We start from the raw sequence: 15299 nt of genomic DNA on the forward strand, positions 1-15299 counted from the left end.
CCCCTCGTCGGCACGGAAACGAGCCCGTGCCCGAACTGTTCCGGCGCCGGGACCGGCGGCCTCACGGCAGGCCGGAGAGATCCCGTCGGCGGGCCTCCGATCCGCTTCTCTCCTCGGCGCGCAAAGGGACGCCGGCTCGGGACGATGCCCGGCCGGCGCTCGGATGGCCTGCCCTGATGCGGGACCCGACCTTCGTCGGAAATCGCACGTCTTCAAAAATTGCACGTCGTCAGAAGTTGCATTTGGCGGCCGGCACCGTGATGAAGCGGCCTGTGTTGGGGTTGTAGATCGCCTTCTTGCCGACCGCGCAGGCCCGGCCGTCGAGCCGGCCGTCGTCATAGACCTTCTTGCCGGACTGACCGTCGTAGATCGCGAAACGGTGCCCGGGGCGGGCGAAGCTCTCCGTGGCCATCGCCGAGAGGCCAACGGCACCCAGAACGGCAGCGGTCGTGATCGTCTTGAACATGGGATGCCTCCATCGAATCTGTGTTGATGTGCTGGATGTGACAGCAAGCGATAGACAAAAGCGCGCCTCGATGGGATTTCATCGAGAAATACGTCGAACTTGTTTGCCGCTTGGTGGGATCATGTTGCGTTTCACAGAATTAACGGCCTGTGAATGATCCAGATCACTAAAGCCTGACTTGCCTCCTCTCTGTGCGTCGAAGCACATGGCGGGCCCCGATGGCCTTCTCGGCCGGTCGGCGTCGAGCATCCGCCGCATCGGCAACCCGATCGCGTTCTCCTGGGTGGCGACGCGCGGGCGACGTCACGGGCATCGCCGGGAGGCCGGGAGAATCGGGCTGCCGACGAAGATCCGGCGGTCGCCGAACTCGCTCGGGCGCTGCGGAGCGTGCGCCTGTGACCGACGCGCCGGGGGGCGGTGCACGTTCGCTCCGGCTCGCCGCGCTCTAGGTATGCCCTCAGGTGTGCTGCCGGAGAGCGGAACCTCGGCCGTATCGAGCGGCGGGATGCTGTCCGACAGCGATCGAGGTTGCCCCGGTCCCATGCACGAGAGCGCGAACTTCATGGTCCCGCCATTCCTCGCCGGAGGCGGCCAGATGGGCGCGCTCATGCGCACCCACGACTGGTCGGCCTCGCCGCTCGGGCCGCCGCAATCGTGGCCGGGCTGTCTGCGCTCCACCGTGAGCCTGATGCTGGGCTCGCGCTTCCCGATGTTCGTGGCCTTCGGGCCGGAACTCGGCTTCCTCTACAACGACGCCTACAGGGAGATCCTCGGCGACAAGCACGCGTCCGCCCTCGGCGGTCGCTTCCGCGACATCTGGCCGGAGATCTGGCCCGACATCCTGCCCCTGATCGACCGGGCGCTCGCGGGCGAGGCGACCTGGTCCGAGGACATGCCGCTGGTGATGAACCGGCACGGCTACGACGAGCGGACCTGGTTCACCTTCTCGTACTCCCCGCTCAGGGACGAGGAGGGCCGGATTACCGGCATGTTCTGCGCCTGCACCGAGACGACGGGGCGCGTGCAGGCCGAGACGGGGTTGCGGGAGGCCGAGGCGCGCCTCAGGGCGGTGACCGACCATCTGCCGAGCGGCTACGTCTACCAGATCGCCACGCCACGGGACGGCGCCAGCCGGCGCTTCCTTTACGTCTCGCAGGGTCTCGAGCGCATGACGGGGATGTCGGCCGAGGCCGTGCTGGCGGACCCGGCCGCGGCCTACGGCCTGATCCTGCCCGAGCACCGGGGCCGCGTCGCCGAGGCCGAGGCGGTCGCGATCCGCGATCTCACCCCCTTCGACGTCGAGGCGCCGATGCGCCGCCCCGACGGTCGCCTCCTCTGGACCCGCATCATCTCGGCGCCGCGCCTCGCCGACGACCACGTGATCTGGGACGGGCTCCACCTCGACGACACGGCGCGCCGGCAGGTCGAGGAGCAGTTGCGCGAGAGCGAGCGGCGCCTGCGGCTGGCCACCGAGGCGGCCGAGGTCGGCCTGTGGGACGTCGACGAGGTGAACCAGACCCTGTTCTGGCCGGCGCGCGTCAAGGCGATGTTCGGGATCTCGCCGGACGTGCCGGTCTCCATGGCGGATTACTATGCCGGCCTGCACCCGGACGACCGTGAGGCGACCAGCGCCGCCTACGCGGCGGCCGCGGACCCCGCCCGCCGGGCCGTCTACGACGTCGAGTACCGCACGGTGGGCAAGGAGGACGGGATCGTCCGATGGGTCGCCGCCAAGGGCCGCGGCGTGTTCGAGGACGGGCGCTGCATCCGGGTGATCGGCACGGCCATCGACATCACGGCGCGCAAGCAGGCCGAGGAAGCGCTGCGCGCCAGCGAGGAGCAGTTCCGCATCCTCTCGCAGGTGCTGCCCAACTTCGTCTGGGCGACGAACGCCGACGGCACCGCCTCCTGGTTCAACGAACGCGTCTACGCCTATGCCGGTATCCCGGTCGGCGAACTCGACGCGGATGGCTGGCGCAGCATCATCCACCCCGACGATCGGGAGCGGGTGACGGAGACCTGGCGTGCGGCCGTCTCCTCCCGATCCGACTACCAGTGCGAGTACCGCCTGAGACGGGCCGACGGGACCTACCGCTGGTTCCTGGCTCGGGCGCAGCCGCTCCGGGCGAGCGACGGCGCGGTCGTGCGCTGGGTCGGTACGAGCACCGACATCGACGGCCAGAAGCGCGTGATGGCCGAGCTCGTGCGCTTCAACGAGGCCCTGGAGCAGCGCGTCGCCGAGCGCACGGCCGAGCACGACCGGGTCTGGCGCAACTCGCGCGACCTGCTCGTCGTGATCGGCGCCGACGGTGTGTTCCGTGCGGCGAACCCGGCCTGGGAGACCATCCTGGGTCACGGCCCGTCGGAGGTCGTCGGCCGCCACTTCGCCGAGTTCATCTGGCCGGAGGACGCGGCGTCGACGCACGCGGCCCTGGAGCGTGCCGCGCGGTCGGAACCGCTGACCGATTTCGAGAACCGTTACCGGCACAGGGACGGGACCCCGCGCTGGATCTCCTGGCGCACGGCCATCGAGGGCGATCTGGTCTACGCCTATGGGCGCGACGTCACTGCGGAGAAGGCGCAGGCGGAGGCGCTGCGCGAGGCCGAGGAGGCCTTGCGGCAATCGCAGAAGCTGGAGGCGGTCGGGCAGTTGACCGGGGGTGTGGCCCACGACTTCAACAACCTGCTCACCATCATCCGCTCGTCCGTCGACTTCCTGCGCCGGCCGGACCTGCCCGAGGAGCGCCGGGGCCGCTACCTCGCCGCCGTCTCGGAGACCGTCGACCGGGCCGCCAAGCTCACCGGGCAGCTCCTCGCCTTCGCCCGGCGCCAGGCCCTCAAGCCCGAGACGCTCGACGTCGGCGCCCGATTGCGGGGCGTGGCCGACCTCCTCGACACCGTCACGGGTGGCCGCATCCGGGTGGTGACGCAGCTTCCCGCGCGGCCGTGCTTCGTCCGGGTCGACCTCAGCCAGTTCGAGACGGCGCTCGTCAACATGGCGGTCAACGCCCGCGACGCGATGGACGGGGCGGGCACGTTGACCCTGCGCCTCGACTGCGGCGTGCCGCTGCCGCCCATCCGCGGCCATGCCGGGGCGGCGGGCCCGTTCGCCGCGGTCTCGCTGTCGGATACGGGCGTCGGCATCGCCCCCGAGGTTCTGACGCACGTCTTCGAGCCGTTCTTCACCACGAAGGAAGTCGGCAAGGGGACCGGCCTCGGCCTGTCGCAGGTGTTCGGCTTCGCCAAGCAGTCCGGCGGCGACGTCGCCGTCGAGAGCGAGCCCGGCCGCGGCACGACCTTCACGCTCTATCTGCCGGAAGCGGAGCCCGGGACCGCCGCGGCCGACGAGACCGCCGAAGGGCCTGCCGTCGAGCCGGGCGGCCTGGGCCAGCGCGTGCTGGTGGTCGAGGACAACGTCGAGGTCGGGCGCTTCGCCACGCAGATCCTGGAGGATCTCGGCTACCGGGCGAGCTGGGCGGCCAACGCGGAGGATGCGCTCGACACGCTCGGCCCTGACGGCGCCGGGTTCGACGCGGTCTTCTCGGATGTCGTCATGCCGGGCATGGGCGGCGTCGAACTCGCCCGGCTGCTCAAGCGGCGGCTGCCGAACCTGCCGGTGGTGCTCGCCTCGGGCTACAGCCACGTGCTGGCCCAGGAAGGCTCGCACGGCTTCGAGCTGCTGCAGAAACCCTATTCCGCCGAGCAGGTCTCGCGCGTGCTGCGCAGGGCGATCCAGCGGCGGCCGCGGCCGAGGAAGGCGGGGTGACGGCGGCAGGGCAATCGGATCCACCCGATCGCCCTGGTGACGACGGCCTGCGGGCGGATGCTGCCGCTCCGGGCGCCGACAGGCAGCGTCTCCCGCCCGCCGTCCCCGGGGCGCGGAGGCCGATGCGGCCCGTTCGAGCCTCGGGTCGACCCGAGTCGGACACCCTGATCGCGGGAGGGCGCCCCGAGGGCAAGCGGCCGCATGGCGCGCGAGATCGCGCGCCCAATCTTCCCTCGGTCTGCCGACCTCCCGCCTACAGGGTTCGCACATGGCTCACGTCCTCGTTATCGGCGCCAGCCAGGGCATCGGTCTGGAGACCGTCAGGGCAGCCCTGGCCGCAGGACACCGCGTGCGGGCCTTTGCCCGCTCGGCGCACCGGATCGCGCTGTCCGACCCGAACCTCGAGCGCTTTTCCGGCGATGCCCTGAACGGGTCCGACGTCGCGGCGGCGCTCGACGGCGTCGACGCCGTGGTGCAGGCGCTCGGCGTGCCCGTACGCGACCTGCTCGGGCCGGTCCGCCTGTTCTCGGATGCGACCGGCCTCCTCGTCCCCGCCATGGAGAAGGCGGGTGTCCGGCGGCTGGTGGCGGTCACGGGTTTCGGCGCAGGCGACAGCCGCGACGCCATCAGCCCGCTGCAGCGCCTGCCGTTCCGGCTGGTCTTCGGGCGCGCCTACGACGACAAGGACGCCCAGGAGATGCGCATCCGCCGCAGCCGGCTGGACTGGACGCTGGTCCGCCCCGGCGTGCTGACGGGAGGCCGGGCGACCGGGCGCTACCGCGTGCTCGACAAGCCCTCGTCGTGGCGCAACGGGCTGATCGCGCGGGCGGACGTGGCGCACTTCCTCGTCGGGCAGATCGAGGATGCGAGCCGGATCGGCAAGGCCGTGGTCCTGATCGAGCGCGCGCTCCCGCTCTGATGCCGGCCCGCCGCAGCAGCCGAGGTGGAGCCATGCCGGACCCGCTCGTCCTCACCCGGGCTGCCGGCCTCGAGGCCCTCGCCGCCTTCCTGGCCGGCCCGGGCGCGGCCTATGCGGCCGACCGGAACACGGATCGCGGGCGGGGCGCGCGGCCGACCACCTCGGTCCTGTCCTCCTACCTGCGCCGCCGCCTGCTGACCGAGGAGGAGGTCGCCCGCGCCGCCCTGCGGGCCTTCGGCGTGCAGGGCTCCGAGACGTTCGTCGCGGAGGTGTTCTGGCGGACCTACTTCAAGGGTCACCTCGAAACGCATCCGGACGCCTGGACGCTCTACCGCGCGGGGCTGGGGGAGGCGCGGGCGCGCCTCGCGGCCGAGCCCGGCCTGCGCCGGACCTTCGGGGCGGCCGTCGAGGGGCGCACCGGCATCGATGGCTTCGACCACTGGGCCATCCAGCTCGTCGAGGAGGGCTGGCTGCACAATCACGCCCGCATGTGGTTCGCCTCGATCTGGATCTTCACGCTGCGCCTGCCCTGGGAACTCGGCGCCGACTTCTTCCTGCGGCACCTGCTCGATGGCGACGCGGCGAGCAACACGCTGTCCTGGCGGTGGGTCGCGGGCCTGCACACCCGCGGCAAGCACTACCTGGCGCGCCGCGACAACATCCGGCGCTACACGGAGGACCGCCACGGCCCGACCGGCCTCGACGAGCGCGCCGCGCCGCTGGAGGAGCCGATGCCGCCGCGCGAGGTGCCGCTTGCCCCGGCCGACGCCCCGCCGCCCGGGCCGGTCGCCCTGCTCCTGCATCTCGACGACCTGCATCCCGAGAGCCTCCCGCTCGGGCGCGCCGAGGTGGTCCGGGTCGGCGGCCTCGTCGCCCATGCTGAGGGCGCGAGCGACCGCGTCCGCGCGGCCGACGACGCGGCCATGGCCGATGCGCTGGCGCGGGCCGAGGCGCATTTCGGCTGCCCGGCCGCGCCCGTCCGCAAGGGCGCGATGAAAGACTGGGGCTGGGCGGAGGATTCGGGCTCGGCGGGGGACCTGCCGGTGGTGACGGCCTGGGCCCCCGTCGGGCCATCGGCCGAGGCGCTGCCGCCCGGGTGCCTGCGCCTGCGCCGGGCCTGGGACGACCGGGCATGGCCTCTCTCGACCCGCGGCTTCTTCCGGCTCAGGAGCGCGATCCCGGAACTGCTCGAACCCTGACGGAGGTCCTGCCACGCGCCGTGGTGTCGCTGTGATCACCGCGATTGCGGCCGGGGTCCGGTCGTCCCGGCCCCGTCCGGTGATCGTGGCTGACCACGCCGCCGTTGCACCACGCCAGGGGACACGACCCGGCGCCCTCCCCGAGGCCGGCTGGAGCCGGCTCCGGAGCGGTTGCGGCGGCAGCGCCGCAGCCGTCACGGCCTCAGCATCGCCGCGGTGGCAGGCCGACCTCGCGTCTTGTACAGGCTCCACAACACGCCGGCGGCCAGCAGGCCGAAGGTGATGCCGAGCGACAGGACCGGCGGGAACTTGTCCAGACCCAGCAGATCCGCAAGGAAGATCTTCGAGCCGATGAACAGCAGCACGCCGGCCAGCGCATACTTGAGATAGTGGAAGCGGTCCACCATCGCGGCGAGCGCGAAATACAGCGCCCGCAGGCCGAGAATGGCGAAGATGTTCGAGGTGTAGACGACGAAGGGGTCCTTGGTGATGGCGAAGATCGCCGGCACCGAGTCGACCGCGAAGATCACGTCGGCGATCTCGATCATCACCAGCGCCAGGAACAGGGGCGTCATGAACCAGACCGGCTTGCCGGTCTGGGGCGAGGGCTGGCGGACGAAGAACCGCTCGCCGTGCAGGGTCTCGGTCACGTTGAAGCGCCGGCGCATGAAGGCCAGCACCGGGTTCGAGCCGACGTCGTAATGGCGGTCGGCAAAAACGATCATCTTCACGCCGGTGGCGATCAGGAACACGGCGAACAGGTACAGCACCCACGAGGCCTGGGCGACGATCGCCGCGCCGAGGCCGATCATCACGGCCCGCAGCACGATCACGCCGAGAATGCCCCAGAACAGCACTCGGTGCTGGTACAGACGCGGCACCGAGAAGAAGGCGAAGATCATGGCGATGACGAACACGTTGTCCATCGCCAGCGCCTTCTCGACGGCAAAGCCCGTCAGGTAGGCCATCCCGGCCTCCTGCCCGAGGTACCACCAGACCCAGCCGCCGAAGGCGAGGCCGAGCGCGATGTAGACGCCGCTCATGCCGAGGCTCTCGCGCACGCCGATCTCGCGCGTCGTGCGGTGCAGGACGCCGAGGTCGAGGCCGAGCAGGCCGAGCACGATCGCCACGAAGGCGAGCCACATCCAGAGCGGCTTGCCGAGCCAGAGGACGAAAAGGAATGCCAGGTCCATAAGGGGCCTCCGAGGCCGGCTGGCGATGTCGGGAATGGTCCGACATCGCGAGAGCGCCGGCAGCTCTCACCAGAGGGGCCCGGACCGTGGGTTCCCTCGCAGGTGGTCCGTGCGACTACATCGAGCAAGTCGTCTCAGGCCAATGAGGCTCATTGAGAAAATTTATGGGCGTTTTGACAATCTGCTTCTTGAAGCAAGCAGCATCGGTCACGAAATCGATCGAACGGACACCCAGGCCCCACTGGCAGTCTCACTCAAGACTGTGATGTCGGATGATCTGAAAGAGCGCAACGTGCTCAATTCAGAGGATTCTCCGATGCTGCCAATATTCGGAAGCGACCCGACGCGTGGGTGCGAACCGGGGCGCGATCACCGGTCGGCGCGCTGGGTCGGCGGTGCATCGATCGTGGTGCTGGCGTCAGGCTTGGCTGCTTGTCAGGACCAGCAACCGGCCTCCTCCAGCCATACGGCCGGCACGCCTCCCGTCGTGAGTGTCGTCGTGGCCGAGCCGAAAGCCGTCACGCTGATCAAGGAACTGCCGGGCCGGATCACGCCGATGCGCATCGCCGAGGTCCGCCCACGCGTCTCCGGCATCATCGTCGAGCGGACTTTCGAGCAGGGCAGCCTCGTGCAGGAGGGCAGCATCCTCTACCGGATCGACCCCAAGCCCTTCGAAGTCGAGTTGGCCAGCGCGAAGGCCGCGCTCGCCAGGGAGGAAGCGACGCTGTCCCAGGCCGGCCGCCAGGAGGACCGGCTGCGGCAGCTCCTCAGCGGGCAGACCACGACACAGGCGCAGTACGACTTGGCATGACGTGCCGATCCGTACCCTGAGGAGAATATCGGATATGTTGCCCCCCTCCTTCGATCTGGATGTGCTGTTCACGTTCGTCTCCGTTGTCGAGAACGGCAGCTTCACGCGCGCCGCCAAGCGCATCGGTCGGTCACAGCCCACCGTTTCGCAGCAAATCAAGCGGCTTGAGGACAATCTCGGGCGACGCATCTTCGAGCGAGACACGACTGAAGTCCGTCTCACGCCACATGGTGAGATTCTCCTCACCTACGCGCAGCAGATTCTGAAACTGAGCCATGACGCAAGGTTGCACCTCACCGAGGCGGATGTTGCGGGTGTCGTCCGGATCGGCACGCCGGAGGATTTTGCCACGACGCATCTCTCGGCGATTCTGTCCCGGTTTGCGCGGGCACATCCTCTGGTCGCCCTGGAGGTCTATTGCGACTTCACAGTCAATCTCCTGGATGGATTCTCGAAAGGTCAGTACGATCTGATGCTGTTCAAGCGCGAGCCACAGGGCTTTCGGGGCGGAACCGAGGTCTGGCGGGAGGTGCTGGACTGGACGGCATCACCGAACGTGATCTTGCCGGAGAACAAGCCCATACCGCTGGTCCTCGCACCGGTGCCGGACGTCTATCGAAAGCGCGCGCTCGCGGCACTGGATGCGGAGCAAAGACCCTGGCGCATTGCGTATACGAGCCCGAGCCTGGCCGGATTGCAGGCTGCCGTACAAGCCGGCCTCGGCATCACGGTCCTGCCGACCGAGATGATCCCGGCAGGATTGGTATCGATTACGTCCAAGCTGTCATTGCCGAAACTCGCCGATACCGAAATCGCGCTGTATCGTGCTCCGGGCGCGCTGTCTCAGGCGGCAGAACTTCTTGCGTCGTCGATCATCGAAACCTTGGGGAATGCGGCGCTGAAACAGCCTTGATCTCTTCTCTGTCTCCGATGCCAGCCGTGAACCGCCGAGGCCCGCTCCGCGCACCGCCGTCCGCGGGCAGGAAGCCGACTGATTCGGCTCGTCCTCACTCTCTCGCGCGCTTTTTCATTCCGTAAAACAAAACATCAGAAACAATCTATTTTTCGTAACCTCGCCCGTCGGGTACGAGATCTCGCGACTCTGCCGATCCCGAGGAGATCCTCGTGTCCATGTTCGATCTGCCGCTGCTCGCGCCCGCGGCGCTGCTGGCCTGCGCCGCAGCCTGCTTCCTGAATCCGGGCCGGCGTCCGCGTCTCGTCCTTCCGCTCGCGGAGGCGGCGGCTTTCGCCACGCTCGCGATCGCCATCACCTCCGCGGTCGTCCTGGCGGTGATGGGGCCGGGCGCCGGCTCCCACCTCGGAGGCGACGGGATCGGCCTCTCGGTCCGGCTGGACGCCGTGAGCGCCACCATGTTCCTGCTGGTCACGTTCATCGGCTGGATCGTGGTGCGCTACGCCTCGCGCTACCTCGACGGCGAGGACCGTCAGGGCGCGTTCACCGGCTGGCTCTGCCTCACCCTCGCCGCGGTGCTGCTCCTCGTGACGGCCGGCACCCTCGCGCTGCTGGTCGCGGCGTGGATCGCGACCAGCCTGTTCCTGCATCGGCTGCTGCTCTTCTACGCCCAGCGTCCCGGCGCCCGGCGCGCGGCGCGCAAGAAGTTCATCACCGCCCGGGTGGGCGACGCCGCCCTGATCGCCGCCGCAACGCTGCTGGCCGCGGCCTACGGCACGGGCGACGTCGGTCGGATCCTCGGCGCGGCCCGCGCCGGCGAGGGCGGCGGGCTGGCCGTCGCGGCGGCCGGTCTGCTCGCGCTCGCCGCCCTGCTCAAGTCGGCCCAGTTCCCCACGCACGGCTGGCTGACGGAGGTCATGGAGGCTCCGACCCCCGTCTCGGCGCTGCTCCACGCCGGCGTCATCAACGCGGGCGGGTTCCTGCTGATCCGCTTCGCGGACGTGCTCCTCCTCGCCCCCGGCGTGCTCGCGGTTCTGGTCGCGATCGGCGGCTTCACGGCCCTGTTCGGGGGCCTCGTGATGCTGACCCAGCCCGCGGTGAAGACCTCGCTCGCGTGGTCCACCACCGCCCAGATGGGCTTCATGATCCTCGAATGCGGGCTGGCCCTGTTCCCACTCGCCCTGCTGCACATCGTGGCGCATTCCCTCTACAAGGCCCATGCCTTCCTGGCCTCGGGCGGTGCCGTCGAGGCGGTCGCGGCGATCCGCCGGCCCGGGCCGGTGGCCGTCCCGCGCGCGGGCGCAGTTCTGCGCGCCTTCCTGCTCGCCTTCGCGCTCTTCGTCCTGGTCGGGCTCGGGTTCGGGCTGGCGCACAAGTCGCCGCAGGCCCTCGCGCTCGGCACCATCCTGATCTTCGGGGTCGCCTACATGCTGGCCCAGGGGCTGGCGGACGCCGCGCCGCGGGCACTGACGTGGCGCACCGCGGCCTACGCCCTCGCCACCTCGGTCAGCTACTTCACGCTCCAGGCGGTGGCGATGCGCCTGACGGCGGGCGTACTGCCCCCGACGCCCGCGCCGGGGCCGCTCGAATGGGCACTGATCGTGCTGGCGCTGCTGAGCTTCGGCTTGGTCGCCGTCCTGCAGGCGATGTTCCCGACCTGGGCCCACCACCCCGCCGCCGCCGGGCTGCGGGTGCACCTCGCCAACGGGCTCTACGCCAACGCCGCCTTCGACCGGCTGATCGGCGGCTGGTCCACCCGCCACGTCGCCTGACCGCTCCGGAGATCCCACGATGATCGAGATCGTCCATTCTCTCCCGGCCGCCCACGAGGAGGTGAGGAACGCGGCCGATGCCGCGGGCCGGCTGATCCCGCCCCTCTGGCCCCTGGCCTCCAGCGTCGCCGTCAACCCGTTCCTCGGGCATGCCGGCGAGCCGCTCTGGGCCGCCGGGGCGCGCCTCGGCCGGGCGGGCGGCGCGGCGGTGACGATGCCGCGGCGCTGGTACCGCGACAGGGTCGCGTCCCACGCCATCACGGACGAGGATCTCCTGGCCGCTCTGGCGGACGCACCGGCCGACCTGCGCCCGGCCGATCTCGACGCGCTGAAGGCGGCGCTCCGCGCGGAGGCCCGGCCGGTGCCTGTCCTCCCGACCGTCGCGTCGCTCTGTGCCGAGGCGTCCGGGATCGACTGGCCGGGGCTGATCGCCGACCGGTTCACGGCCTGGGCGGCGGCCCATTTCGACGAGGGTCAGGCCCTGTGGGCGCCGCCCCCGGGAGACAGCGACTTCGCGCTCTGGCGGAACTGGGCCACCCACGACCTGACGCCGGAGATCGCCGGCCTCGGCGGATTCGCGCGGCACGTGGTGCAGGTGCCGGACGGGACGCTGCCCGCCCTGACCCGCGCGGTCTCCACGCTCGGCCTGAGCCCGGGCGCGCTCGAAAGCTACTTCCACCAGATGCTGCTGACGCTCGGCGGCTGGGCGCAGTACGCCCGCTACCGGTCGTGGCAGGCCGAGCTCGCCGGGCGTTCCGACGCAACGCTGCGGGATCTGCTCGCCGTCCGGGTGATCTGGGAGGAGGCCCTGTTCTCCCGCTACGCGGACCGGATCGCCGAGCGCTGGGCGGCGGTGGCGGCCGCGCACGCAGCGCCCGCCCGGCCCACGGCCGACCTCGTCGTCGATGCCATCCTGCAGGACGCCGCGGAACGCGCCGCGCAGCGCGGGCTTTCCGCGGCGCTGGCGGTCCCCTCCCCCGGAGCCGGAGCCGGCCGCCCGCGCCTGCAGGCGGCGTTCTGCATCGACGTCCGCTCGGAGGTCTTCCGCCGCGCCCTGGAATCCTTGAGCCCGAACATCCGTACCCTCGGCTTCGCCGGCTTCTTCGGCCTGCCGACCGCGCATCGGCGCTTCGCGTCCGACGTCGAGGAGCGGCGCCTGCCCGTGCTGCTGCGGCCGGCGCTGCACACCTGCTCGGGCGGCCCCGATCTCGGCGACGCGGACGAGTCCGCGCGCATTGCGGCGCGGGCGAAGCGGGCCTGGGGCCGCTTCCGGCAGGCGGCGGTGTCCTCGTTCGCCTTCGTCGAGGCGGCGGGCCCGCTCTATTTCGGCAAGCTCCTGAGCGACGCGCTCGGTCTGGGCGGCGCGGCCGCCCCCCATGATCCGGCGCCGCGCCTCCAGCCGGCGCTCGACCTCCCCTCCCGGGTCGCGACGGCGGCGAACGTGCTGCGGGCGATGTCGCTGACGTCGAACCTCGCTCCGGTCGTGCTGCTCGTCGGGCATGGCGCCACGGTGGCCAACAACCCTCACGCCAGCGCGCTGCAGTGCGGAGCCTGCGGCGGCTACTCGGGCGAGGTGAATGCGCGCCTGCTGGCGCAGCTCCTCAATGACGCGCAGGTGAGAGCGGGCCTGCCGGATCACGGCCTCGACGTGGCGTCGGACACGGTCTTCCTCGCCGCCCTGCACGACACGACGACGGACCGCGTGACGCTCTACGACAGCGATCAGCCGCGCACGCTCCGCTCCCCGGAGCTGGAGCAGGTCCGGGGCTGGCTCGCGGCGGCCGGAGAGATCGCCCGCGCGGAGCGCGCGCTGCGGCTGCCGCGCGCCTCCGACGGGAGCGCCGTCGCGCGTCGCAGCCGCGACTGGGCCGAGACCCGCCCCGAATGGGGGCTCGCCGGCTGCAGCGCCTTCATCGCCGCACCGCGCCACCGCACCGCCGGGAGGGCGCTCCACGGGCGCGCCTTCCTGCACGAGTACGATTGGCGGCAGGACGACGGCTTCGGCGTGCTGGAGCTGATCCTGACCGCGCCGGTGGTGGTGGCGAGCTGGATCAGCCTGCAATACTACGGCTCGACCGTGGCGCCCGCGCTGTTCGGCAGCGGCAACAAGCTGCTCCACAACGTCACGGGCGGGATCGGGGTGCTGGAGGGGAACGGCGGCCCCCTGCGGGCCGGCCTTGCCCGGCAGTCGGTGCACGACGGGGAGGACTTCGCCCACGAGCCGCTGCGGCTGTCGGTCTGCATCGAGGCGCCGCGCGAGGCGATCACCGACGTCCTGCGGCGCCACGCGCAGGTGCGTGCCCTGTTCGACCATCGCTGGCTTCACCTGCTCGCGCTCGATCAGGACGGCCGACTGGCGTGGCGCTACGCGGGCAACCTGCACTGGACCAGCCGCGAAGGCGATGGCGGCGTGGCGGCGAGCGTGCCGCTCAGGGCGGCCGTCTGAGGTCCGGCGCGGAGCGGGTGCCGATCCGGTGGGCCTTGCACCGAAGCGGAGGCCGGCTCGGCTCAGGGCGGCCCGTCACGACAGGGTCTCGGCTCATCGCTCGGCGGCTGACGCCCTGGGCGGTGAAACACTCGCGCTGATGAGGTCGTGCAGGATCGGGTTCGGGAAGCGTCGCGTCTGGACGATCGCGTAGAAGCGCTCGGTGACGTCCGGAATGCGGCAATGCTCGACCAGCACGCCCGCCTGCAACTCGTCCTGCACGACGATCGGGGGAACGACGGCCACGCCCTCGCCCTCGCGCGCCAGCAGGCGAAGCATGGCCATGTCGTCGACCTCCGCCTGGATGATGGGGTGGATCCCGGCCAGCGACAGCACCCGGTCGAAGGCCACCCGGATCTCGCTGTCCAGGCTGGGCAGCGTCACCGGAACGGTGCGCAGGATCTCCGGGAAGCGGAGCGGTTCCGGATTCGACCCGGGGCGTCCGACCAAGCTGACGGGCTGCTCGGCGATGAGATGGCTGTGAAGGTCTGTGCCCGCGTCCCGGCGAACCGCGGTGGTGGCCAGCACCACGTCGAGGCTGTGCATCTCGAGCTGAGCCAGCAGCTCGCGCATCGTGCCCGAGCGCACCACGAGCTCGACATCCGGGCGCCCGAGCACGGGACGGAGGAACTCAAGCTGGAAGTTTCGCGAGAGCGTGGTCAGCGCTCCGACGCGCAGCACGTGCTGGGCGGCGCGAGGGCGGCCCTGCAGCACCTTCATCAGCTCGTTGCCCGTCTCGAAGACGGTATCGGCGTAGTCGAGGGCGATGCGGCCCGCCTCGGTGAGGATCAGCTTCTTGCCGCGGCGCTCGAACAGGGCGTGTCCGAGCTGCTGTTCGAGCTTCTGCAGCTGAACCGAGAGGGCGGATTGCGAGAGGTGGAGGGCCTCTGCCGCACGGGTGAGGCTGCCCTCGTGCGCGATGCGATGGAACAGGCGCAGGTGATGGTAGTTCAAGGCCGTCATGCAGTATATCTACGAAAACGAACGATTTGTGGCAATCTTTGAATTTGCCCTGCGTCAGGAGCGTGCGTAGATTTTCGTTCGGCTACATCACGTAGTGTGGAATACATAGTGCAGCAAGATACCGGTATTGGAACGTTTACGCGCGTTCGTGCCGCTAGTTATATTGCTTAATCTCTTTATGATACAACATTATTTATGTAAATTAATCTACATGTTGTTTTTTTGGCAAATAAGAACGCATTCACAATGCACATCCAAATACCTGATCCAAACCAAACGCTCGAAGTGGCGAGAAGGAGATACCATGATCACGATGTGCGGTCTTGATCCTCCTTTGAAAAAGAAAAAATCACGAAATCCGCCTCGTGTCTTGGATCTCCTCCTGCAAGGCGAGCTGCTGGACATCGACATCGACCGTGCCGTCGACGCGCACATCGCCGATCCCAGCGGACGATCATACGTTCTCCACTCTCTCTATCTCATCGACTTCGGTGAGATTGCGGCCGCTGTGCCCGACACTGTGCGCCTTCACGCTGGCACTGCTGACCGCAAGTATCGGCAGGCGCTCATGTGCGCCCTCCTGCTGCACCGGCCGCAATGCGTACGCTCGTCCGCCGCGGAGCAGATCGGCTGAACTCGGCCGAGATCCGGCGCCTTGACCATCCATCTCATCACACTGCGAGGCTCATTCCATGAAGGAGATTCTTGCTCTGCTGGAGAACCGCCGGGGTCATGCGCGGCTCGGCGGCGGCGACAAGCGCATCGCCGCCCAGCACGGCAAGGGCAAGCTGACGGCGCGGGAGCGCATCGAA

Annotated in this window: 11 protein-coding genes and 1 pseudogene; 9 read left to right on the forward strand and 3 right to left on the reverse strand. The window is 69.9% G+C overall.

The genetic code is table 11. The features are described from left to right. Positions 1-229: 229 nt before the first annotated feature. Complete coding sequence (locus tag MFF61_RS29990) at positions 230-466, reverse strand: hypothetical protein (RefSeq protein WP_238241347.1); 237 nt, start codon at positions 464-466, stop codon at positions 230-232. 541 nt (positions 467-1007) lie between these two features. Here MFF61_RS29990 and MFF61_RS29995 point away from each other — a divergent pair. The 3 genes from MFF61_RS29995 (at position 1008) to MFF61_RS30005 (ending at position 6350) form a co-directional block, all read left to right on the forward strand. Next, complete coding sequence (locus tag MFF61_RS29995; protein WP_373324816.1) at positions 1008-4232, forward strand: PAS domain-containing protein; 3225 nt, start codon at positions 1008-1010, stop codon at positions 4230-4232. Positions 4233-4500: 268 nt separating this feature from the next. After that, complete coding sequence (locus MFF61_RS30000) at positions 4501-5151, forward strand: NAD(P)-dependent oxidoreductase (RefSeq protein ID WP_238241349.1); 651 nt, start codon at positions 4501-4503, stop codon at positions 5149-5151. A 32-nt stretch (positions 5152-5183) separates the two neighbouring features. Beyond that, entirely contained in the window at positions 5184-6350 is a 1167-nt protein-coding gene (locus MFF61_RS30005; protein ID WP_238241350.1) for an FAD-binding domain-containing protein, read from the forward strand. A 194-nt stretch (positions 6351-6544) separates the two neighbouring features. Here MFF61_RS30005 and MFF61_RS30010 read toward each other — a convergent pair whose 3' ends face one another. Beyond that, positions 6545-7543 carry a TerC family protein gene (locus tag MFF61_RS30010; RefSeq protein WP_238241351.1) on the reverse strand — a complete coding sequence of 333 codons (999 nt, stop codon included), beginning with the start codon at positions 7541-7543 and terminating at the stop codon, positions 6545-6547. 265 nt (positions 7544-7808) lie between these two features. Between MFF61_RS30010 and MFF61_RS30015 the strand changes: the two genes are divergently transcribed. The 4 genes from MFF61_RS30015 to MFF61_RS30030 all read left to right on the forward strand — a co-directional run bounded on the left by MFF61_RS30015 (position 7809) and on the right by MFF61_RS30030 (position 13485). Further along, on the forward strand, positions 7809-8354 hold the full coding sequence (locus tag MFF61_RS30015; RefSeq protein ID WP_306423425.1) for a biotin/lipoyl-binding protein: 546 nt from the start codon (positions 7809-7811) through the stop codon (positions 8352-8354). Between the two features lie 34 nt (positions 8355-8388). Beyond that, positions 8389-9267 (forward strand): LysR substrate-binding domain-containing protein, encoded by an 879-nt coding sequence (locus MFF61_RS30020; RefSeq protein WP_238241352.1) that lies wholly within the window; start codon positions 8389-8391, stop codon positions 9265-9267. Between the two features lie 218 nt (positions 9268-9485). Then, positions 9486-11039: an NADH-quinone oxidoreductase subunit L gene (locus MFF61_RS30025; protein WP_373324818.1), complete on the forward strand. Its 1554-nt coding sequence runs from the start codon at positions 9486-9488 to the stop codon at positions 11037-11039. Between the two features lie 19 nt (positions 11040-11058). After that, positions 11059-13485, forward strand: a complete 2427-nt coding sequence (locus MFF61_RS30030) for a YbcC family protein (protein ID WP_238241354.1) — start codon at positions 11059-11061, stop codon at positions 13483-13485. A 93-nt stretch (positions 13486-13578) separates the two neighbouring features. Here MFF61_RS30030 and MFF61_RS30035 read toward each other — a convergent pair whose 3' ends face one another. Beyond that, on the reverse strand, positions 13579-14487 hold the full coding sequence (locus MFF61_RS30035) for a LysR family transcriptional regulator (RefSeq protein ID WP_238241355.1): 909 nt from the start codon (positions 14485-14487) through the stop codon (positions 13579-13581). Between the two features lie 304 nt (positions 14488-14791). Here MFF61_RS30035 and MFF61_RS30040 point away from each other — a divergent pair, with 304 nt between their 5' ends. Next, positions 14792-15121 carry a hypothetical protein gene (locus tag MFF61_RS30040; protein ID WP_238241356.1) on the forward strand — a complete coding sequence of 110 codons (330 nt, stop codon included), beginning with the start codon at positions 14792-14794 and terminating at the stop codon, positions 15119-15121. Between the two features lie 58 nt (positions 15122-15179). After that, positions 15180-15299 (forward strand): annotated as a pseudogene (locus MFF61_RS30045) (carboxyl transferase domain-containing protein); the annotation flags it as partial.

This window comes from Methylobacterium isbiliense (genome assembly GCF_022179325.1).
In the GTDB taxonomy this organism is placed as follows: domain Bacteria; phylum Pseudomonadota; class Alphaproteobacteria; order Rhizobiales; family Beijerinckiaceae; genus Methylobacterium; species Methylobacterium isbiliense.

Coding starts and splice junctions, on each gene's coding strand:
- MFF61_RS29990 (WP_238241347.1), bottom strand. CDS start 466: ATGTTCAAGACGATCACGACCGCTGCCGTTCTGGGTGCCGTTGGCCTC.
- MFF61_RS29995 (WP_373324816.1), top strand. CDS start 1,008: ATGCACGAGAGCGCGAACTTCATGGTCCCGCCATTCCTCGCCGGAGGC.
- MFF61_RS30000 (WP_238241349.1), top strand. CDS start 4,501: ATGGCTCACGTCCTCGTTATCGGCGCCAGCCAGGGCATCGGTCTGGAG.
- MFF61_RS30005 (WP_238241350.1), top strand. CDS start 5,184: ATGCCGGACCCGCTCGTCCTCACCCGGGCTGCCGGCCTCGAGGCCCTC.
- MFF61_RS30010 (WP_238241351.1), bottom strand. CDS start 7,543: ATGGACCTGGCATTCCTTTTCGTCCTCTGGCTCGGCAAGCCGCTCTGG.
- MFF61_RS30015 (WP_306423425.1), top strand. CDS start 7,809: ATGTCGGATGATCTGAAAGAGCGCAACGTGCTCAATTCAGAGGATTCT.
- MFF61_RS30020 (WP_238241352.1), top strand. CDS start 8,389: ATGTTGCCCCCCTCCTTCGATCTGGATGTGCTGTTCACGTTCGTCTCC.
- MFF61_RS30025 (WP_373324818.1), top strand. CDS start 9,486: ATGTTCGATCTGCCGCTGCTCGCGCCCGCGGCGCTGCTGGCCTGCGCC.
- MFF61_RS30030 (WP_238241354.1), top strand. CDS start 11,059: ATGATCGAGATCGTCCATTCTCTCCCGGCCGCCCACGAGGAGGTGAGG.
- MFF61_RS30035 (WP_238241355.1), bottom strand. CDS start 14,487: ATGACGGCCTTGAACTACCATCACCTGCGCCTGTTCCATCGCATCGCG.
- MFF61_RS30040 (WP_238241356.1), top strand. CDS start 14,792: ATGATCACGATGTGCGGTCTTGATCCTCCTTTGAAAAAGAAAAAATCA.